Raw genomic sequence first — 18,987 nt, 5'->3', positions numbered from 1 at the left:
TGCTTGGAGTGGTGCAGCTCCATGATCCGCCCGGAGATGTGCGGCTCGAGCGCACCGTAGTCGTAGGACAGCTCGGGGAGAGTGTAGACAGGCATGGTTCCTCAGGTTCCTTCCGTCGGTATGCGGCCACGCTAGGACCTCGACCACGGTTGAGGTCAAGGTGGGCGCGCTGTGATCTTGCAGGTCGGACCCGCCCCACGCCTCCCGGGACGCCCGGCGCGCGCCCTGACGCGACCCGCGTCGTCGAGATGGACGCGCCGCTCGACCGCTGACCGCCGGACCGCGAGCCCCGACCGGGCGGGCCGGTCCGCTGGGCCGCGCGGGCGCCGTCGGGCAGGATGGACGGGTGCCCGACGACGCCCGCCCCGGCCTGCGCGTGACGCCCGCCCTGGTGGTCCCCGAGGCGGAGCTGTCGTGGCGGTTCTCGCGCTCCTCGGGGCCAGGAGGGCAGGGCGTCAACACGACCGACTCGCGCGTCGAGCTGTCGTGGGACGTCGCGCGCTCCGCGGTGCTCACCGACGCGCAGCGGGCGCGCGCGCTGGAGCGCCTGGGCCGCCGCGTCGTAGGTGGCGTCGTCACCGTCGCGGCGTCCGAGCACCGCGAGCAGCGGCGCAACCGCGAGGCCGCGCGCGTGCGCCTCGCGGCCCTGCTCGCGGACGCGCTCGCGCCGCCCGGGCCGCGCCGCGGGGCGACCCGGCCCACGCGGGGCTCGGTGGAACGGCGGATCGCCGCCAAGAAGCGGCGGACGGACGTCAAGCGCCTGCGCCGCCCGCCCCAGGACTGACGCGCCGTCGAGCACGGGTTTGCTGTCGTTCTCGCGCCGTTGACAGCAGCAACCCCGTGCTCGGCAGGTCAGAGCCGCCGCGCGAGCTCCGGGTAGTCGACGACGATCCCGTCGGCGTCGACCGTGAGGTCGGCCGTGACGTCGCGCGTCGCGCTCGTGTACGTGACGACGCCCCGCCCGGTCGCCGGGTCGAGCGGCGAGCGCGCCGCGTACCGCTGGTCGCTGCGCAGGACGCGCAGCGACGGCAGCTCCACCCACGCCATGACGAGCTCCGTCTCACGCGCCGCCGGGGCGTCGCCGAGCAGCCCGAGCCGCAGGATCGGCATCGTGTTGGTCACGGGGCACAGCGCGACGTCGCAGTCGAGCGCGCCGTCGAGCGCGGCGGGGTCGTCGATCCCCGGCGGGGCGAGGTCCGACGGCGCGGTCCCCGACTCGCGCACGTCGGCGCTCCACGCGCCGTCGGGCGTGCGGACGAGGTCGAGGTGGCGCGACCAGCCGACCCCGTGCACCGACACGTCGAGGTGCTCGGTGACCCACCCGGGACCCGTCCGGAGCGCCCACGAGGTCGCGTACGTCGTCGCGCGCGACGTGCCCAGCGCGGCGAGCCGGTCGCCCCGCACGACGACGGTCGCGGCCTCGAGCCGGTCCGGGTCGTCGTCCCACCCGGTCCACGCGACGTGCCTCGTCGAAGCGCCCACGGCGGCCAGTCTGGGACGAAAATCCGGTGCCCGCGCGCCGAGGGCGTGGAAGGGTCGCGCGCATGACGTCACGGATCTCCCACACCACGTTCGACGCGCGCGACGCGTACGCCCAGTCGGTCTTCTGGGCCCAGGTCCTCGGGTACACCGACGTGCCCGGCGACCCCAACCTGCCCGGCCACGAGGAGTGCATGATCGTTCCCCCCGCGGACGCGACGACGCCCGTCGAGAGCCGCGGCCACGTCCTGTTCGTCGAGGTGCCCGACGACAAGCAGCTCAAGAACCGCGTGCACCTCGACCTGCGGCCGACGGACCGCACGCGCGAGGAGGAGGTGGAGCGGCTGCTCGCGCTGGGCGCGACGCAGGTCGCGGACCGCCGCACGCCGGACGGGTTCGGCTGGGTCGTGCTCGCCGACCCGGAGGGCAACGAGTTCTGCGTGCTGCGCAGCGACGCGGAGGTCGCGGCCGCGGGGCGCTGAGCGCTCAGCGGTCGGTGATGCGGATCCAGCCCCGCTGCGCCGCCCGGGCCCCGGCCTCGAACCGGCTCGTCGCGCCGAGCCGCCCCATGAGGCCCGCGGCGTGCCGCCGCACGGTGCGGGGGGAGACGCCGAGGCGCGCGGCGACGGCCGAGTCCGTCTTGCCCTCGGCGAGGAGCCGCAGGAGCGTGTCCTCGGTCGGGGCGAGCGCGTCGTCCGCGGGCCGCGCGCGGTCCCACTCCGACTCGGCGAGGGCGCGCAGCGCGAGGACCGCGTCGCGGTCGGTCACGGCCCGTGCGCGCGGCGTCCGGGCGACGAGCACGACCGTGTCGTCGAGCGCGACGAGCGACAGGGGGAGCGCGGGCGTGACGCGCAGGGCCGCGTCGGCGCGGTCCGGGGCGACGCCGTCGTGCCGTCCGGGCTCGGCGTCGGTCACGTCGCGGGGCGCGCCGCCCGGTGCGTCGTGACCGGCCGTCGTCGTGACGACGCGCACGCACGCGTCCGGGCGGGCGCGGTCCCGCACGCGCACCCACAGCGGGTCGCCGGCGCCGTGGCGGCCGTCGTCGAGCACGAGGACGTCGCGCGCGCGGCGCAGCGCGACGGCCCGCGCGGAGCGCCTGGCGCCGAGGACCGGGTCTCGTTCCGACGACGTCACGCGGCGTGACTGTAGCCGAGCCGCCGCGACCGGTCCCCGACGTCCCGGCGGCCGGACCGATGTGACGAAACCGGTGGTCAGCGGCCATTTGTCCGCTTCCGGACACTTCCTATTTGTTTACACCGCGATCGTTCGCTGCCAGGCTTCCCCCGGACCGCCGGGTCATGCTCCGCGCTGCCCCGGCGTCCTCGCGCCGGGAGGGTCCCGGCGCCGGACGACGGACGGGGGCGACATGGGCGCGCGGCCAGACGACCTGACCCTCCTGGACCTCGTCCGGGAGCACGCGCGGGACCGCGCGGACCACGCGGCCGTCGTCGTCGTGCCGGAGGCGGGCGAGCGGCGCACGCTCACCTACGCCGAGCTCGACGCGCGCGCTGCGGCGCTCGCGGCCGACCTCGTCGCCCGGCACGAGCCGGGCGACCGGGCGCTCGTGCTGTACTCCGCGACCGAGTCGTTCGTCGTCGCGCTCGTCGGGTGCTTCGCCGCGGGCCTCGTCCCCGTCCCGTCGCCCCTGCCGGGCGGGCAGGCCTACCAGCGCGAGCGCGTGCGCGGCATGCTCGCCGACTGCGACGCCGCCGCGGTGCTCGTGGACCCGACGGCCGCGGCCGAGACGCAGGAGTGGGCCCGCCCGCTGCGGCGCGCCGACGGGCGTCCCGTCGCCGTGACGGTGCTCGACGCCGCGACCGCCACCGCCACCTCCACCACCGACGCCGTCGCGGCGCCGACCCGGCACGACCACCGCCCCGCCCCGCAGGACGCCGCGTTCCTGCAGTACACGTCGGGCTCGACGAGCCGGCCCAAGGGCGTCGTCGTCACGCACGCGAACGTGCTGCACCACCACGACGCGTTCACGACGGCGCTCGGCCTCACGCCCGACGACGTGTTCTGCAGCTGGCTGCCCGGCTACCACGACTTCGGCCTCGTCGGGATGCTGCTGGTGCCGCTCGGCCTCGGCGCGACGGCCGTCATGGTGTCCTCGACGTCGTTCCTCAAGCGCCCCGTCCGCTGGCTGTCGGCGATGACGCAGACGCGCGCCACCGTGACCGCGTCGCCGAACTTCGGCTACGACCAGTGCACGCGGCGCGTGCGCGACGACCAGCTCGCCGACCTCGACCTGTCCCGCCTGCGGTGGGCGCTCAACGGCGCCGAGCCGGTCGACGCCGCGGTCCTCGAGGCGTTCACGCGCCGCTTCGAGCCCGTGGGCTTCCGCGGGTCGGCCCACGGACCCGGGTACGGGCTCGCGGAGGCGACCCTGACGGCGACGTACCCGGACCGGAGCCGCCCGCTCGTCGTCACGGTGGACGACGCCGCGCTCCGCGACGGCCGCCTCGTCGTGCTCGACGAGGAGTCGGGCCTGTCCGCCGTCCCGGGCGAGCAGGTCGTCCCGGTCGCCCCGGACGCCGGACCGCAGGACGCGGCCGCGGACGCCGGGGCCGCGCTCGGCACCGCGCGCGCCGGGACGCGGCTCGTGTGCTGCGGCGTGCCGCACGGCGTCGAGCTGCGTCTCGTGGACGAGCGCGGCGAGACGGTCCCGGACGGGGCGGTCGGCGAGGTCTGGCTGCGCGGCGGCGCCGTCGCGTCCGGGTACTGGGGCGCCTCGGGCGCCGAGGCGACGGCCGAGACGTTCGGCGCGACGGCGGCGGACGGGACCGGCCCGTGGCTGCGGACGGGCGACCTGGGCGCGCTCCACGACGGCCAGCTCGTCGTCACCGGGCGCATCAAGGAGCTCCTGCTCGTCGCCGGGCGCAACCTCTACCCGTACGACCTCGAGCGCGAGCTGCGCGCCCTGCACGCGGGCGCCGAGGGGCGGCCGGGCGCCGTCTTCGAGGCGGAGGGCCTGCCGGGCGCGCTGTGCGCGGTGCAGGAGTTCCGCCCGACGCCCGGCGCGCGCGAGAGCGGCGGCGACGAGCTGGACGACGCGGTGCGCCGCATGGCGTCCCACCTCGCGTCCGTCTCGGGTGCCGCGGTCCACGACGTCGTGCTCGTGCGCCCGGGCCAGGTGCCGCGGACCACGAGCGGCAAGATCCAGCGCGGCCGCGCGCGCGACCTGCTCGGTCGCGGCGACCTCGCCGAGCTCCACTCGCTGCGCGCGTCCCGCGGGCGCGCGCGCACCGACCACGCAGGGACCCGACCATGACCTCACCCCGACCCGACTCGTTCGACGACCTCGTGCTGCGGCACGTCGCCGCCGCCCTGGGGGTGGAGCCGGGCGCCGTCGACCCGGCGGCGGACCTCACGGGCCTCGGCCTCGGGTCCGTCCAGGTGCTCGCGCTCCTGGGCGACCTGGAGGACGCGCTGGGCGTGGACCTGGACCCGGAGACCGTCGCGGACAACCCGACGCCCCGGGCGCTCGCGGAGCACCTGCGCAGCGTCGTCGACGTCCCCGGGACGGCGGCATGACGACGCTCGTCGACGTCGGCGCGCACGTCCCCGCGACGCGCGTGCCCATCCGCGACCTGGCGGACGAGCTGGGCCTCGACCACCTGGAGCTCGGCGTGTTCGAGCGGTTCTTCGGGCTGCGCGAGGTGTGCACCGCGCCGGGCGAGGACCTCGCCGACCTGCTCGTCGCCGCCGCGCGCGCGGTGCCCGGCCTCGCGGGCAACGAGCACCGCGTGCGCTACGTGCTCGGCGCGCGGACCATCGCGACGGTCGCCCCGGTCGGGGTCAACCCGCTGCACGACGCCGCGACCCGCCTCGGTCTGGACCACGCGGTCGTGTGGACCCTCACCCAGCACGCGTGCGCGTCCGCGCTGCTCGCGGTCGACGTCGCGGGCCGCCTCCTCGCGTCCGACGGCGATCCTGACGCGCTCGCGCTCGTCCTCACGGGCGAGAAGGCGTTCAGCCCCGGCTCCCGCCTCATCGAGGGCACGACGATCATGGGCGAGGGCACGGCGGCCGTGCTCGTCGGGGCGGACGGCTCGGCCCGGCGGGCCGGGAGCCCCGTGCTCTCCTACGCGACGCGCACGCTCGGCGAGTACCACCAGGTCCCGCTCCCCGAGGAGCTCGCGGGGCCGTTCGGCGTCGCGTACACCGAGGTGCTCGCGGAGGTCGTGCTCGAGGCGGTCGAGCGCGCGGGCCTCGTGCTCGACGACCTCGCGCTCGTGCTGCCGCACAACGTCAACCGCGTGTCGTGGCGCCGCCTGTGCTCGCGCCTCGGGCTCCCGATCGCGCGCGTGCGGCTCGACGACGTGCCGGTGACCGGGCACTGCTTCGGCGCCGACTCGTTCATCGGCTACGCCGCCGCGCGTGCCGAGGGTCGCCTGCGCCCGGGCGACCCGTTCCTCATGGTGGCGGTCGGCCTCGGGGCGACGTTCTCCGCCATGGTCCTGCGCTACGCGCCCCACGAGACGGAGGAGCCCGCATGACGGTCGAGCAGGTGGCGGAGGCCGCCGCCCCGGAGGCCACGGCGCGGGCGGGCCGCGAGCCGTTCCGTACCCGGACCAAGCGCGCGCTCGCGGGCGCGCCCGACGCGCCGCTCGTGCTGCTCGGCAACTTCGAGGTCGAGGACGCGTGGGCCGTCGGGGAGGTGGGCCTGCCGTCGGTCGGCGGCGCGTCGGCGGCGGCAGCCCTCGTCAACCGCATGGACGAGCTCGCACTCCTGCTCGCCGGGCCGGGCGACCACGTGGTGCTCAAGGGCGAGCCGGACCCGGACCACCTCGCGCACCTCGACGCGCTCGGCGTCGGGCTGCCGACGGTGCACGTCGCGGAGTCGAGCGACCCGCTGCGCACCGTCACGCTCGACGCGCTCGACTCGCCCGCGCTGCTGGCGAGCCTGCGGGGGCTCGCGGCGGACGGGGTGCGCCTGCTCGCGCACGGGACGTCGTCGGCCGAGGAGGACCTCGCCGTCGCGACGGGGCTGCGGTCCGTGCTCCCCGGCGCCGCGACGACCAAGGCGGTCAACAGCAAGGTGTACAGCCGCGGGCTGTGCGACGAGCTGGGGATCGAGCAGGCGCGCGGCTGGGCGTGCCGGACGGTCGAGGACTTCGAGCGCGCATGCGCCGAGGCGGCGCGGCTCGTCGCGGACGGCGCGACGGTCGGGGTCAAGGACGCGTACGGCGTCTCGGGCAAGGGGATCCTCGTCGTCGACGACCCGCGCCGGCTCGACCAGCTCGTGCGCATGGTCACGCGCCGCGCGGCACGCTCGGGCGACGACCGCCTCGCCGTCGTCGTCGAGGTGTGGGCGGACAAGGCGACCGACCTCAACTACCACTTCACCGTCGCGCCCGACGGCGCGGTGACGTTCGACTTCGTCAAGGAGGCGATCACCGAGGGCGGCGTCCACAAGGGGCACCGCATCCCGTCGCGCCTGCCGGCGGAGCAGGTCGACGAGCTCGCCGGGCTCGCCGAGCGCCTCGGCGCACGCCTCGCCGCGGACGGCTTCCACGGCCTCGTCGGGGTCGACGCGCTCGTGCGCACGGACGGCGGCCTCCTGCCCGTCCTGGAGATCAACGCGCGCAGCAACATGTCCACGTACACCGTCCCGCTCCAGGAGCGGTTCCTGCCGCCGGGGTGGGTCGCGCTCGCGCGGCAGTACCCCCTCGTCCTCGACGCGCGGCTGCCGTTCGCCGCGCTGCACGACCGCCTGGGCGACCTGCTGCCCGGCGCGCCGGGCGAGGCGGGCCTCGTCGTGCAGGCGACCGGGACCGTCAACGCGGGCGCGGCGTCCCGCGCCGCCGGCGGCACGTTCGCCGGGCGGCTCCACGGGCTGCTCGTCGCGCCCGACGACGACGCGCTCGCCCGCCTCGACGCCGCCGTCACGGAGCGCCTGGCCCCGATCCCCGCCGGCGCGACCGGCCGACCCACCGGAGGAGACCCCCGATGACCGCGACCCGGAGCCGCCCCGGCCCGACCGGGACCGCCGACCTCGCCGCGGTCGCGGAGGAGTTCGGCACGCCCGTGTACGTGTACGACGGCGACGTGCTCGCCGCGAACTACCGCGCGCTGCGCGAGCGGCTGCACCCCGCGCTCGGCATCTTCTACTCGCTCAAGGCGAACCCCAACGTCAGCGTGTGCGGGCTCCTGCACGCGCTCGGCGCGAACGCCGAGGTCTCGTCGCTCACGGAGCTGCGCACGGCGCTCGCGGCGGGCGTCGCGCCGCAGGACGTCCTGTTCCTCGGGCCGGGCAAGAGCCGCGACGAGCTCGTCGCGTGCCTCAACTCGGGCGTGCGCGCGATCATCGTCGAGTCGCTGCCGGAGCTGGCGCTGGTGGACGAGCTTGCGCGCGCGACGGGGCGCCCCGCGCGCGTCGTGCTGCGCGTCAACCCGTCGTTCTCCGTCAAGGGGTCGGGGCTGACGATGGGCGGCAAGCCGCGGCAGTTCGGGATCGACGAGCAGCAGCTGCTCGACGCGCCCGACCTGTGCGCGGGGCTGAGCGCCGCGCGCGTCGTCGGCGTCCAGGTGTACATGGGCACGCGCATCCTCGACGAGGGCACGATCGTCGAGAACACGGCGCGCATCTTCGAGCTCGCCGAGCGCCTCGCGGCGCGGCTGGGCTTCCCGCTCGAGCTCGTCGACGTGGGCGGCGGGCTGGGCGTCGCCTACTTCGAGCGCGAGCGGGACCTCGACGTCGACGTCCTCACCGCGGCGCTCAACCCCGTGGTCGAGGCGTTCGTCGAGCGCCACCCGGGCACGGACCTCGTCATGGAGCTCGGCCGCTACCTCGTGGCGCTGTGCGGCACGTACGTCGCGCGCGTGCGCTACGTGAAGGAGTCGATGGGCGAGCGGTTCGCCGTCGCCGACGGCGGGACCAACCACCACATGGCGGCCGTCGGCATCGGGTCGTTCGTCAAGCGCAACTTCCCCATGCGCCGCGTCGGCCCCGCGACCGCGGCCGAGGACGTGCCGTGGAACGTCACGGGACCGCTGTGCACGCCGAACGACACGATCGGCAAGGCGGTGCCGCTGCCCGCGGACCTCGCGCCCGGCGACCTCGTCGCGGTCGACCGCTCGGGCGCGTACGGCGCGACGGCGTCGCCCGTGCACTTCCTCAGCCACGGGTACCCGGCCGAGGTGCTGACCCTGGGCGACGAGGCGTTCCTCGTGCGGCACGCGGACACGCCCGACGACCTGCTGTCCCGGCAGGTCTTCCACGACCTCGGAGCGCGCGTCGAGCCGGTCGCGGCCGTCGTCCCCTGACCTTGCCCGCCGCCCGCGCCGCGGGCGCCCGACCCACCACCGGAGGAACCATCGTGAGCACGTCCACGAACACCGAGTCCCAGGAGGCCCTCGGCCGCGACCGCGTCGTCGGCGCCGTCGTCGAGGCGCTGTCGAGCGTCCTCGGGCGCCCGCTCCCGGACGTCACCGACGCGACGCGCCTGTTCGACGACCTCGACCTCGACTCGACGAGCGTCCTCGGCCTGCTCATGGCGCTCGAGGACTCGCTCGACATGGAGGTGGACCCGGAGTCGCTCGAGCAGCACCACCTCGAGAGCGTGGGCTCGCTGACGGACTTCGTCGTCGAGCACTCGACGCGGAACTGACGTGACGCTCGGGGGTGGGCCGCGGGCCGGCGCACGGCCGGACGACGCGGTGCTGAGGGTGCGGGCCGTCGTCGACGTGCCCGTGGACGACCTCGTGCCCGTCGGGGAGGGCACACGGCGCTCGGTCGCGGAGGACCTGCGGTACGTGTACGGCGAGGGCCAGCCGACCGACTGGCTCGACGCGGGTCCCGGGCGCGACTACCCGACGATGATCCGCGCCGCGCGTGCGGCGCTGGCGGAGCGCGGCCTGCTCGACGACGTCCGGCTCGTCGTGCTCGTCGTGACGACGCCGGACCTGCAGCACGAGCGCCTGCTCGGCGGGTTCGTCGCGGACCTGTTCGACGGCCGGCCGTACACGTTCTGCGTGACCGAGCAGGGTCTCGCGGGGCCGTTCACGGCGTTGCGGCTCGCGCACGAGGAGCTGCGGCACGGCGGCCCGACCGGCACGGGCCTGGGGGGCAGCGCGCTCGTGCTCGTCCTCGAGCAGTGCACGCTCCCGCCCGCGCCCGTGCGCGTGCCCGCGCGTGACCGCGTGGTCGCGCTCGTCGTCGGGCACGACGGGCCGGGCCGGCCCGTGGAGGCGCTGACGGTCGCGCGCGCCCCGCGCGGCGCGCGTCCCGCCGCCCCCGCCGCGGACGCGGCGCCCGGCGCCGCCCCCGACGCGCGGCGCGTGGTCCTCGGCGTCGACGTCGACGCGTCCGCCGTGACCGTCCTCGACAGGGACGTCGTGCTGCGCGCCGACGCGGGCGCGGCGGCGACGGGCGTGTGGGAGGTGCTCGCCGCGCACGACGACGCGGCGCCCGGTGCGTCGGTCGTCCTCCACGAGCGGTGCGTCGAGCTCGGGTACCGCTGCTCGCTCGCGCTGGGCCCGCGCACCGTCCGGGAGGCGTCGCCCGGCGCCGCGGACCGGGCACGAGAGGCGGTGCTCGCGTGAGCACGGACGTCCTGGCCGCCCGGACGGACCCGCGGACGTCGCGCGGTCCTGTCGACCCGGACGCGGTGGCGAGCCCCGCCGAGCTGCGGGACGTGGCGCGCGAGCACGGCGTCGTCGCGGCGCTCACGGCGCTCGCCGCCCTGCACCCGGTCGCGGCGCTGCCCGGGGAGTGCGTCCTGCTGCCCGACGACGTCCCGCCCCCCGCCGGGGCGGCGCGCGTTGGCGTGGTGGCGTCGGACGACGGCGCGCTCGTCGTGTGGCGCGCGGCGCGACCCGGCGCGGCTGCGGCCGACGGCGCGTCGACGGTGGTCGTCGAGCCACCCGCGGCCGACGACGCGGTGCGCGTCGCGGACGCCGCGTGGCGCGTCGGCGTCGCGTGGGTCCGGGCGGGCCTGTGCGAGCGGCTGACCGAGCAGGCCGTCGAGCGGCTGCGGGGCCGGAGCGTCGGCGGCACGACGACCGTGAACCTCGCCCCGGTCCGTCTCGTCCTCGCGGACGCCGCGCTCGCGCACCTCGAGGCGCAGTCGCTCCTCGGGCGCCCCGCCGCGGGACGGGCCGCGCCCGTCCCGGCGGCGACGCTCGCGCGCGTCACCGCGGTGCTCGACCGGTCCTCGCGCGCCGTCCACAACCTGTTCGGCGCGTCGGGGTACGTGGACGGCGAGGCCGCGCGCCTCGCGCGCACGATCGACCTGCTCGGTCACGCGAGCGGCACGCTGCCGACCGGCCCCGCCGGCGGCCGGGAGGAGCAGCACGCATGAGCACGGTCGACCTCGACGCCCTGCGCGACCACCTGCGCCCCGTCGGCGCGGCGCTGCGCGCGCACGCGCTCGCGATCGACGCCGACCCCGGGGCCCTGCACACGCTCCTCGACTCGGGCGTCCTGCCGTACCGCGAGCTCGGCGGGTTCCCGCCCGGCTACCTCGACGACCCGCTGCGGGTGCGGGGCGTGCCCGTGCACGTGCGCACGTGCGTCGAGCGCGTCGTCGTGGCCGAGACGCTCGCGTGGGGGGACGCGTCCGTCGTCGTGGGCGCGCCGGGACCGTCCATGTCCGGCGTCGTCGTGGACGACCTCGCGGACGACGAGCAGCGCGACCGGTTCTACGAGCGCGTCGCGCAGCCGCGCACGTGGACGTTCTTCGGCCTCACCGAGCCCGACCGCGGCTCGGACGCCGCGGCGCTCGAGACGGCGGTCGCCGACGGCGGGCCGGACCCGGCGGACGGCGGCGCGGTCGGCCCGGTCCTGCGCGGCCACAAGAAGTACGTGGGGAACGTCGCGCGCGCGAGCCTCGGCGTCGTGTTCGCGCGGCACCGGCCCGGGCCGCTCGGCGTCGGCGTGCACCTCGTGGACACCGACCGGCCGGGCTTCGACGCCGCCCCGCTCTCCACGACGGGCATGCGCGCCGTCCAGCTCGGCGAGGTGCGGCTGCGCAACGTGCCCCTGCTCCCGCACGACACGCTCGGGCGGCACCTGTCGCCGTCGCGCCGGGGGCTGCTCGGCGCGGTCCGCACGTTCAACCGCCTGCGCCCGGTCGTCGCGTCGCTCGCGGTGGGCGTGACCCGGGCGGCGCTCGACTACGTGCGCGCCGAGCGTTCGTCGTTCACCGCGGACGAGCGCTGGCGCCTCGCGACGTTCGAGGACCGCCTGCACGCCGCGCGCGCCCTCGTGCTCCAGGCGGCGCGCGCGGCGGACGCCGACCCGGCGGACGGGACCCTGCCCGCGGCGGCCAAGGCCACGGCCCTCGACCTCGCGGAGGAGGTCACGCACGCCGTGCCCCCGCTGCTCGGCCCCGGCGCGCGGTGGGAGCACCCGTACCTCGACAAGCTCGTCCGCGACGTGCCCGGCCTCGAGATGATGGAGGGCACGCGGACCGTGCAGCGCCTCACGCTCGCTCAGGGCTGGCTGCAGGGCAGGGCACGGCATGCCGAGCTCGTCTGACGACGCGGCCCCCGCGCCGGTCGAGCCGACCGTCGGCGCGCTGCGCCGCAGGGTCGTGCGCCTCGCCGGGCCGATCTGCGCCGCGCTCGTCATCGGCGCCACGGCCCAGCTCGTCGTCGCGGCGCTGCTCGGTCACATGGGCGACGACGCGCTGTACGTGCGCGCGCTCTTCATCCCCGTGACGTTCCTCGTGCTCGCCGTCCAGGAGGGCCTCGACGTCTCGACGCAGGTGGGCTTCGCGCGTCTGCACGGGTCGCGCGGCGACGACGCGGAGCGCGACGACGCACGGGGCGGCCTTCCCGCGTCCGCGACGGCGGCGCTGCTGGGCCGGTTCGCCGCCGCGGGCGCCCTCGTGCTCGGGACGGTCGCGCTGCTCGTCGTCGCGGTCGCCCCGGCGCTCGCCGCGATGCTGGCGGTGCCGGAGCCGCTCGTCGCGCAGTTCGTGACGTTCGCGCGCTGGACCGTGCTCGCGAGCGTCCTGTCGGTCCCGACGGCGGTCGCCGCGGCCGCGCTGCGCGGGTGGGGTCGCACGGGCGCGTCGGCGACGGTCGCCCTGCTCGTCGCGGGGCTCCAGGTGCTCGGCGTGTGGCTCGTCGGCCTCGTGGGCGGGGTCGGCGTGCTCGCGGTGCCGCTCGCGATCGCGGGCTCGACGCTCGTCGGCGCGGTCGTCGCGTGGGCCCTGCTCGTGCGTGCGCGCCTCCTCCCGCCGCCCGGGCGCGTGCCCGGCCTGCGACGCGTGCTGGCGCTGCGCCACCACCCCGCGCCGCGGCGCCTCGCCGCAGGATGGCGCCGGGTGCTCCGCGCGCTGCCCGCACGGTCGCTCACGACGCCCGCGCCCCCGCCGTCCGCCGCGTCGGCGACCGCTCCGGCGCCGCCGGTCGCGGCGGTGACCGACGCACCGGCCCGTGAGGCCGGGCAGGTGCCTGCCCCCGACGCCCCCGTGCGCGGGGTGTCGGACGACCCGCCGCACGACCCCGTACCCGGGCTCGTCGACGTGCGCGGGCTGCTCCTCGGCGTCGGGCTCCCCGTCGGCCTGTCCTACCTCCTGCTCACCGTGACCAACCTCGTCATGGTGTGGCTGCTCGGGCCGTCGGGCACCGCCGTCGTCGCGGGCTTCGGCGGCGCGGCGACGGTACAGACGCTCGTCGTCGTGCCCGCGATCGGCCTCGCCGCCGCGGTGAGCATCGTCATGAACCAGCAGTGGGGCGCGGGCGACCTCGGGCTCCTGCCGCGCACGCTGCGCGCGGGGACGGTCGTCGTCGCGGGCGTGTACGTCGTCGTCGGGGTGCTCGTGCTCGTCACGGCGCCGTTCGTCGCGGGCCGGCTCGCGGCGGACCCGGACGTCGCGGCGCAGGCCGCGCTCTACCTGCGCGTGGTCGGCCCGTCGTACGCGGGCGTCGGCCTCGTGCTCTACCTCCTCACGCTCCTCGAGCAGCTCGGGTACGGGCGCGTCGCCGTGACGCTCAACGTGCTCTACCACGCGGTCTCGCTCGGCGTCGGCGGGGTGCTCGCCCGCACCGGTGGGGGACCCGTCGCGCTGTACACGACGATCGCGGTGACGAACGTCGTCGGGCTCGCCGTCATGCTGCCGCTCGCCGTGCGCCTGGTCCGGCGGCGGGCGGCGGGCGCGCGCGTCACGGCGGGCGACCCGGTCGCGGAGGTCGCGCCGTGACCGCCCCCGGCGCGCCGGTCACGGCCCACGACGGCCCGGAGGCGACCGCGCGGCCCGGCGTGGCGCGCGGCGGCGCGACCGGCGCGGACGCGCGCGAGCCGGTGCTGAGCGTCGTCGTCATGCACCACCCCGCGCGCGGTGACGTCTCGGCCCTCGTCCGGGCGTGCGCGCCGCTCGACGTGCGCGTCGTCGAGGACCCCGACCCGGACGGCCCGCCCAGCCCGCTGCGCACCGCGAAGCGCGCGTGGGCCGCCGTCGCACCGGGTGCCACGCACCACCTCGTGCTGCAGGACGACGTCACGCCCGTCCCCGGGTTCGCCGACCTCGTGCGCCGCGCGGTCCGGGCCCGCCCCCGGCACGCCGTCGCGCTCTACTCGAACTGGAACAGCCCCCGCAACGCGTACCTCGTGCGCGCCGCCGCCGCGGCCGGGCAGGCGTGGGCGCCGCTCGGGCACGACGAATGGGTGCCGACGCTCGGCCTCGTGCTCCCCGCGGACGGTGCGCTCCGCCTCGCCGCGCACCTCGCGGCCGTCCCGGACGACGAGCGCGACGACGACGAGGCCGTCGTGACGTTCTGCGCGCGCGCGGGCTACCCCGTCGTCGCGACGCTCCCGCACCTCCTGGAGCACGGCGACGGGCCGAGCCTCGCGGGCAACGACGCGCACGGCGCACGGCACGCCACGGTCCCCGCGGGAGACGCCGTCGACCCCGACGCGTGGGACCGGCCCGCGCTCGACCGCGCGCCCGCCCGGACCCCCGCCACCGCGCGCCCCGTCGCGGTGACGCTGGACCGGTCGCGCTGCACCCTGCGCGTGCTGCGGCCCCACGCCGGCGAGCCCCTGGAGCACCCGTTCGGCTGGGGCTGGGACGCGTGGGCGTGGTGGCTCGGCGCGGACCCGGCCGTCGTCGGGCGCGACGTCGCGGCCCTCGTCGCGGCGGCGTCGCCCGATCTCGCGGCCGTCCCGCGCGACGCGCTCACCGAGCTCGGCGCGGCGTGCTGGCTCCTGGGGTTCGACGTCGCGCGCACGGCCTGGCCCGAGCCCGCCGGACCCGCGGCGCTCGCCCACCGCGCGGCCGCGGTCCGGACGTGGGTGCTGTCCGGCCTCCTGCCCGTCGACCGCCCCGACGGCCCGCTCGACGAGCTCGTCGCGTTCGGGCTCGACGCGCTCGCCGGGGGCGAGACGCGCCGGGACCCGGCCGCTCGCCCGGTCCCTGGTCGCCCGGTCCCGGGTCCTCCGGCGGTGGAGGGCGGGCGCGCGGCGGGCCCGCACACGGCAATGCACGTGAAGGAGCGGGGGGTCGGTCACGTCGGCCCGGGAGGTGACACCGCGCTCGCGGCGGCGCGACTCCTCGCCGAACGTGACGCCGAGGCGGTGTGCCGGGCGGCGGGGCCGGCGGTGCCGCTGCGCGTCGTCGCGCACGACTGCCCCGCGTGCGGCGCACGGGCTGCGGGCGCCGCGCCGCGGCTCACCGCGCAGGCCGACCTCGACGCGGACGGCGACGTCGCGACGGTCGAGGTCCTCGCGTGCGAGGTCGTCGAGCCGCGCGGGCTGCTCGGCGTGGAGCCCGGCGGCCGGTACCTCTCGCGCGGGATGTGGGCGTCGCGCGACGCGGCGGACCGCGGCGCGGACCCCGCGCGCGGCACCGGCCCCGCCGCGGACCTCGTCGTCGCGCTCGCGCACGGTGACGGGACGTGCAGCGACCCGCGCGTGCTGCCCGTCGTCGTCCGCGCGGCGGGTGACCGGCTCGGGGTGCCGAGCCCCGCGGCGCTGGGCCTCCAGCACGCGACGGGTCCCGTGCAGCGGTACGCCGACGAGCACGCCGCGGCGCGGCTCGCGCGCGCGGCGGAGCTGCTGTGAGCGGGCCGGTGGACCGTCCGGGCCGCGCGTGGACGTGGCGCGGCGACGCGCTGCTGCTCGACCTCGACGGGACGCTCGTCGACTCGGCCGCGGCGATCGAGCGGCACACCCACGCCTGGGCGGCGCGGCACGGTCTCGACGGCGCGACCGTCGTCGCGGCGTCGCACGGGCGGCGCGACGTCGAGGTCGTCCGTCTCGTGGCCCCCGGTGCCGACGTCGCGCGCGAGGTCGCGTGGTTGCACCGTCTCTCGTGCGACGACACCGAGGACGTCGTCGCCGTGCCGGGCGCCGCCGCACTCCTCGACGCGCTCGCCCCGCGGGTGTGGGCGGTCGTGACCTCGGCGGCGCGGGAGGTCGCGCTCGCGCGTCTCGCCGCGGCGGGTCTGCCGGTCCCGCGGCGGCTCGTGTGCGCGGAGGACGTGGTGCGCGGCAAGCCGGACCCCGCGGGGTTCCACGCCGGCGCGCGCTTGCTGCGCGCCGACCCGCGGCGCTGCCTCGTGCTGGAGGACTCGGCCGCGGGCGTGGCGGCGGGGCGCTCCGCGGGCGCGACCGTGCTGGGCGTCGGCCCCGAGCGCGTGCCGACGGCGCACCACCGCGTCGCCGACCTGCGGCCGGTGTCCGCCCGGTCCCGCGGGCCCGAGGTCGAGGTCGTCGTGGCACCCGCCGCGGCACCGGCGTCCGGGACCGCCCGGGGCCTGCGGGAGGTCGTCGCATGACCGCGGACCCCGTCGCGTCCCGGTCGCCGGTCGCCCTGAGGGCGCCGGTCCAGGCCGGGGCCGACGTCGTGGTCGAGGCCTGGCTCGTCGACACCGCGCCGCACGCCGTGCACCGGACGTGGCGCGCAGCCGGGTCGCAGTCCGCACGCGGACCTCGTGCCACGGGCGGGCCGGGCGCCGCCGGCCGGCCCCTCGCCGCGGGCGGGTGGCGCGCCGGTGACGCCGCGACGGGAGGCCGGGAGGCGCTCGTCGCGCGGCTCGGGGGCGCGGTGCTCGGACCGGACGAGCGCACCCGCGCGCTGCGCCTCGCCTCGGACGCCGACGCCGCCCGGTACGTGCGCGCGCACGTCGCCACGCGGGAGCTGCTCGCGGCGGCCACCGGGCTGCGCCCGGCCGACGTGCGCTGGGAGGTGGGCCGACACGGGCGGCCGGGGCCCGTCGTCGGGCAGCGGTGGAACCTCAGCCGCAGCGGCGACCACGCGCTCGTCGCGCTCGCCCCGGTCGACGTGGGCGTCGACGTCCAGGTGCGCGACCCGCGCGTGGACGTGCGCCGCCTCGCCGCGCGGTTCCTCGCGCCCGAGCGCGGCGGTCACGGCGACGCGTGGCAGCGGCTCGCGCGCCTCGAGGCGTGCGCCAAGGCGGTCGGGGGCCGCCTGCTCGACGTGCTCGGCCTCGACGTGCGCGCGCCCGGGCTCGTGCGCGCCGCGGAGGGTCCGTGGCGCGGGCAGGAGTGGTGGGTCGGCGACGTGCCGGCGCCCGTGGGCGCCGTCGCGGCGTGCGCGACGCCCGGACCCCGTCCGCACGCGGTCGTCCTGCGGCACGCGGGCGCGACCGGGCGAGCCGGGAACGACGGCCTCGCCGGGGCGGGGGCGGTGCGATGAGGGTCGTGCACCGGGTCGAGGTCCGGGGGCGCGCGGGCGCCGGCCCGGCGACGTGGGGCCAGACGGCGATCCGTCGGGCGCTCGCCGCGCTCGAGCCCCTGGACCACCAGTTCAACCTCGTGTGGGGCGGGCCGGTCGACCGTCCGGTGCCCGCGGACGCGGCGCTCGCGGTCGTGCGCGCGCTCGTCGAGCGGCACGACTCGCTGCGGACGCTGATCCGCCCGGACGGCGACGGCTACGCGCAGGAGCTGTGCGCAGCGGGCACGGTCGAGGTCGTCGAGGAGCGCGCGGACGGGCCCGCGGACGCGGCCGTGCGCGGCGAACGGCTGCGCGAGGAGCTGTGGGGCCGCGCGTTCGACTACGCGGCGGAGCTGCCGGTGCGCGCGGGCCTCGTCACGGTGGACGGTGCCGTGCACCACACCGTGCTCGTCGTCGCGCACACCGCGCTCGACGGCTGGGGCCTGCCCGTCCTCGACGCCGACCTCACGGCCCTCGCCGCGGGGGCGCCGCTGCCCGAGCGCGCCGCGTGGACGCCGCTCGACGAGGCGGCGTGGCAGGCGTCGGACGAAGGGCGCCGGCACGACGCCGCGGCCCGCGCGCGCACGCTGCGCACCATGCGGGCCGCGCCCCGGGAGGTGTTCCCGCGCGTCGGGCCGGACGCGTCGCGGGCCCGGTACCGGCAGACCGTGCTGCGCTCGCGGCGCCTGGGGCCGGCCGCCGAGCGGGTCGCGGCGCGCTGGCGCACGAGCGCGTCCGCGGTGCTGCTCGCGGCGTCGTGCCGCGCGCTCGCCGCGGCCGCGGGCCGGGACGACCTCGTGCTCCAGGTCATGGTGAGCAACCGCTTCCGCCCGGCGCTCGCGGAGGCCGTCGTGACGACGGCGATGGAGGGCCTGCTCCACGTCGACGGGCTCGACGCCCCCTTCGCGGACGTGGGCACGCGCGTGTGGCGGTCCGCGATGACGGCGTACCGCTCCGCGTACTACGACAAGGACCGTCTCGTGCGCGACGCCGCCGCGGACCCGCAGACCCTGCACGACGGCACGTGCTGGTACAACGACCGGCGCGGCACCGGCCCCGACCGGACGCTGCGCGCGCGGCCGACGCGGTCGCGCCGCCTCGCGCGGGCCGACGCGGCGGACGAGCAGGGCGGGGTCACGCTCACGCTGCACCTCGTCGACGCCCCGGACGGCGGCGTGGACGTCGTGCTGACGACCGACACGGCGCGCGTGGACGACGCGACCGCGGGGGCGGTCGTGCGCGACGTCGAGCGGTGCGTGCTCGACGAGGCGCGGCGCCCCGCGAGCGCCTGAGCGGCGTCGGGTCCGCGCCCCGGGCCACGTCGGGAGGGCCTGAGCGCGTGCGAGCACCGGGGGGTGGTGCCAGGGTTCACGAGCGCAGGGGATCTCGACACACCGGAGGAATCGCTCATGGGTTGGATCGCGTACATCGTCCTCGGCCTCGTGGCCGGTCTCATCGCCCGCGCCGTGCTGCCGGGCAAGCAGACGGGGTCGCTGATCATCACGATCCTGCTGGGGATCCTCGGCGCGCTCCTCGGCGGGTGGCTCGGCTCGGTGTTCTTCGGCACCTCGCTCGGCGACCTCGGCGACTTCCGCACGTGGCTGCTCGCGATCCTGGGCTCGCTCATCACGCTGGGCATCTACGGGGCGGTCACGCGCAACAGCCGGACGTGACCGTGCCCCGGGCGCCGGCCTGACGGCGCCCCGGGGATCGCGCGGCGCGCGACGTGCTCACCGGGCGCGTCGCGCGCCCCGCGCAATTGAACCCGGGCCCCGCCGCCCCGGCGCGCGCGGCCCCGGGGGGGGGGGGCGGGGCCGCGTTGAGCCCCCCCAGGGGGCCCGTCTGCCGGGCCAGCGGGCCGCCCGCCTGGTCGCAACCC

19 protein-coding genes and 1 pseudogene are annotated in these 18,987 nt (G+C 78.0%); 17 read left to right on the top strand and 3 right to left on the bottom strand.

From position 1 onward, the window contains the following. A pseudogene (locus GYH36_RS16645) lies at positions 1–95 on the bottom strand (superoxide dismutase); the annotation flags it as partial. Between the two features lie 251 nt (positions 96–346). Here GYH36_RS16645 and arfB point away from each other — a divergent pair. After that, complete coding sequence (gene arfB / locus GYH36_RS16640; RefSeq protein ID WP_024842105.1) at positions 347–784, top strand: alternative ribosome rescue aminoacyl-tRNA hydrolase ArfB; 438 nt, start codon at positions 347–349, stop codon at positions 782–784. 68 nt (positions 785–852) lie between these two features. Here the strand turns inward: arfB and GYH36_RS16635 are convergent, their stop codons facing one another. Next, positions 853–1,482, bottom strand: a complete 630-nt coding sequence (locus GYH36_RS16635) for a putative glycolipid-binding domain-containing protein (RefSeq protein WP_162290424.1) — start codon at positions 1,480–1,482, stop codon at positions 853–855. 62 nt (positions 1,483–1,544) lie between these two features. Here GYH36_RS16635 and GYH36_RS16630 point away from each other — a divergent pair, with 62 nt between their 5' ends. Continuing rightward, positions 1,545–1,961, top strand: a complete 417-nt coding sequence (locus GYH36_RS16630; protein ID WP_115941582.1) for a VOC family protein — start codon at positions 1,545–1,547, stop codon at positions 1,959–1,961. A gap of 4 nt (positions 1,962–1,965) precedes the next feature. On the opposite strand, the gene GYH36_RS20415 is transcribed toward GYH36_RS16630, so the two are convergent. Next, positions 1,966–2,613, bottom strand: a complete 648-nt coding sequence (locus GYH36_RS20415; RefSeq protein ID WP_024842103.1) for a helix-turn-helix transcriptional regulator — start codon at positions 2,611–2,613, stop codon at positions 1,966–1,968. Positions 2,614–2,845: 232 nt separating this feature from the next. Between GYH36_RS20415 and GYH36_RS16620 the strand changes: the two genes are divergently transcribed. The 15 genes from GYH36_RS16620 (at position 2,846) to GYH36_RS16550 (ending at position 18,781) form a co-directional block, all read left to right on the top strand. Then, positions 2,846–4,750 carry a fatty acyl-AMP ligase gene (locus tag GYH36_RS16620; protein ID WP_162290423.1) on the top strand — a complete coding sequence of 635 codons (1,905 nt, stop codon included), beginning with the start codon at positions 2,846–2,848 and terminating at the stop codon, positions 4,748–4,750. Beyond that, on the top strand, positions 4,747–5,013 hold the full coding sequence (locus GYH36_RS16615) for an acyl carrier protein (protein WP_024842101.1): 267 nt from the start codon (positions 4,747–4,749) through the stop codon (positions 5,011–5,013). The genes GYH36_RS16620 and GYH36_RS16615 overlap by 4 nt, the downstream gene beginning before the upstream one ends. Beyond that, entirely contained in the window at positions 5,010–5,978 is a 969-nt protein-coding gene (locus tag GYH36_RS16610) for a 3-oxoacyl-[acyl-carrier-protein] synthase III C-terminal domain-containing protein (RefSeq protein WP_024842100.1), read from the top strand. The genes GYH36_RS16615 and GYH36_RS16610 overlap by 4 nt, the downstream gene beginning before the upstream one ends. Beyond that, positions 5,975–7,435, top strand: coding sequence for a preATP grasp domain-containing protein (locus tag GYH36_RS16605; RefSeq protein WP_162290422.1), 1,461 nt, complete (start codon positions 5,975–5,977; stop codon positions 7,433–7,435). Before GYH36_RS16610 ends, GYH36_RS16605 begins: the two co-directional genes overlap by 4 nt. Continuing rightward, entirely contained in the window at positions 7,432–8,748 is a 1,317-nt protein-coding gene (locus GYH36_RS16600) for a type III PLP-dependent enzyme (protein ID WP_162290421.1), read from the top strand. The genes GYH36_RS16605 and GYH36_RS16600 overlap by 4 nt, the downstream gene beginning before the upstream one ends. Positions 8,749–8,801: 53 nt before the next feature. Further along, positions 8,802–9,092 (top strand): acyl carrier protein, encoded by a 291-nt coding sequence (locus GYH36_RS16595; RefSeq protein WP_024842097.1) that lies wholly within the window; start codon positions 8,802–8,804, stop codon positions 9,090–9,092. 49 nt (positions 9,093–9,141) lie between these two features. Then, positions 9,142–10,026, top strand: a complete 885-nt coding sequence (locus GYH36_RS16590) for a hypothetical protein (RefSeq protein ID WP_162290420.1) — start codon at positions 9,142–9,144, stop codon at positions 10,024–10,026. Continuing rightward, the gene (locus GYH36_RS16585) at positions 10,023–10,784 is read left to right on the top strand and encodes an acyl-CoA dehydrogenase family protein (protein WP_024842095.1); all 762 of its coding nucleotides are present in this window, start codon (positions 10,023–10,025) and stop codon (positions 10,782–10,784) included. Before GYH36_RS16590 ends, GYH36_RS16585 begins: the two co-directional genes overlap by 4 nt. Continuing rightward, positions 10,781–11,962, top strand: coding sequence for an acyl-CoA dehydrogenase family protein (locus GYH36_RS16580; protein ID WP_162290419.1), 1,182 nt, complete (start codon positions 10,781–10,783; stop codon positions 11,960–11,962). The genes GYH36_RS16585 and GYH36_RS16580 overlap by 4 nt, the downstream gene beginning before the upstream one ends. After that, positions 11,946–13,634, top strand: a complete 1,689-nt coding sequence (locus tag GYH36_RS16575; protein ID WP_162290418.1) for an MATE family efflux transporter — start codon at positions 11,946–11,948, stop codon at positions 13,632–13,634. The genes GYH36_RS16580 and GYH36_RS16575 overlap by 17 nt, the downstream gene beginning before the upstream one ends. After that, positions 13,631–15,493: a hypothetical protein gene (locus GYH36_RS16570; RefSeq protein WP_162290417.1), complete on the top strand. Its 1,863-nt coding sequence runs from the start codon at positions 13,631–13,633 to the stop codon at positions 15,491–15,493. Before GYH36_RS16575 ends, GYH36_RS16570 begins: the two co-directional genes overlap by 4 nt. After that, a complete protein-coding gene (locus GYH36_RS16565) occupies positions 15,490–16,209 on the top strand; it encodes an HAD-IA family hydrolase (protein ID WP_115941589.1) in 720 nt (239 codons plus the stop codon). Before GYH36_RS16570 ends, GYH36_RS16565 begins: the two co-directional genes overlap by 4 nt. After that, positions 16,206–17,090 carry a 4'-phosphopantetheinyl transferase family protein gene (locus tag GYH36_RS16560; protein WP_162290416.1) on the top strand — a complete coding sequence of 295 codons (885 nt, stop codon included), beginning with the start codon at positions 16,206–16,208 and terminating at the stop codon, positions 17,088–17,090. The genes GYH36_RS16565 and GYH36_RS16560 overlap by 4 nt, the downstream gene beginning before the upstream one ends. Next, a complete protein-coding gene (locus GYH36_RS16555; RefSeq protein WP_162290415.1) occupies positions 17,087–18,400 on the top strand; it encodes a condensation domain-containing protein in 1,314 nt (437 codons plus the stop codon). The genes GYH36_RS16560 and GYH36_RS16555 overlap by 4 nt, the downstream gene beginning before the upstream one ends. A gap of 117 nt (positions 18,401–18,517) precedes the next feature. Further along, a complete protein-coding gene (locus GYH36_RS16550) occupies positions 18,518–18,781 on the top strand; it encodes a GlsB/YeaQ/YmgE family stress response membrane protein (protein WP_024842088.1) in 264 nt (87 codons plus the stop codon). The last annotated feature ends 206 nt before the right edge of the window (positions 18,782–18,987 follow it).

Source organism: Cellulosimicrobium composti, assembly GCF_010287905.1.
Classification (GTDB): domain Bacteria; phylum Actinomycetota; class Actinomycetes; order Actinomycetales; family Cellulomonadaceae; genus Cellulosimicrobium; species Cellulosimicrobium composti.
The sequence above is the reverse complement of the archived record's forward strand: the minus strand, read 5'-3'. Positions and strand labels throughout refer to the sequence as shown.

What these genes read in the sequence shown, in the direction of transcription:
- GYH36_RS16600 (WP_162290421.1), top strand. Translation starts at nt 7,432, where the DNA reads ATGACCGCGACCCGGAGCCGCCCCGGCCCGACCGGGACCGCCGACCTC.
- GYH36_RS16630 (WP_115941582.1), top strand. Translation starts at nt 1,545, where the DNA reads ATGACGTCACGGATCTCCCACACCACGTTCGACGCGCGCGACGCGTAC.
- GYH36_RS16575 (WP_162290418.1), top strand. Translation starts at nt 11,946, where the DNA reads ATGCCGAGCTCGTCTGACGACGCGGCCCCCGCGCCGGTCGAGCCGACC.
- GYH36_RS16610 (WP_024842100.1), top strand. Translation starts at nt 5,010, where the DNA reads ATGACGACGCTCGTCGACGTCGGCGCGCACGTCCCCGCGACGCGCGTG.
- GYH36_RS16620 (WP_162290423.1), top strand. Translation starts at nt 2,846, where the DNA reads ATGGGCGCGCGGCCAGACGACCTGACCCTCCTGGACCTCGTCCGGGAG.
- GYH36_RS16605 (WP_162290422.1), top strand. Translation starts at nt 5,975, where the DNA reads ATGACGGTCGAGCAGGTGGCGGAGGCCGCCGCCCCGGAGGCCACGGCG.
- GYH36_RS16580 (WP_162290419.1), top strand. Translation starts at nt 10,781, where the DNA reads ATGAGCACGGTCGACCTCGACGCCCTGCGCGACCACCTGCGCCCCGTC.
- GYH36_RS16555 (WP_162290415.1), top strand. Translation starts at nt 17,087, where the DNA reads ATGAGGGTCGTGCACCGGGTCGAGGTCCGGGGGCGCGCGGGCGCCGGC.
- GYH36_RS16560 (WP_162290416.1), top strand. Translation starts at nt 16,206, where the DNA reads ATGACCGCGGACCCCGTCGCGTCCCGGTCGCCGGTCGCCCTGAGGGCG.
- GYH36_RS16615 (WP_024842101.1), top strand. Translation starts at nt 4,747, where the DNA reads ATGACCTCACCCCGACCCGACTCGTTCGACGACCTCGTGCTGCGGCAC.
- GYH36_RS16550 (WP_024842088.1), top strand. Translation starts at nt 18,518, where the DNA reads ATGGGTTGGATCGCGTACATCGTCCTCGGCCTCGTGGCCGGTCTCATC.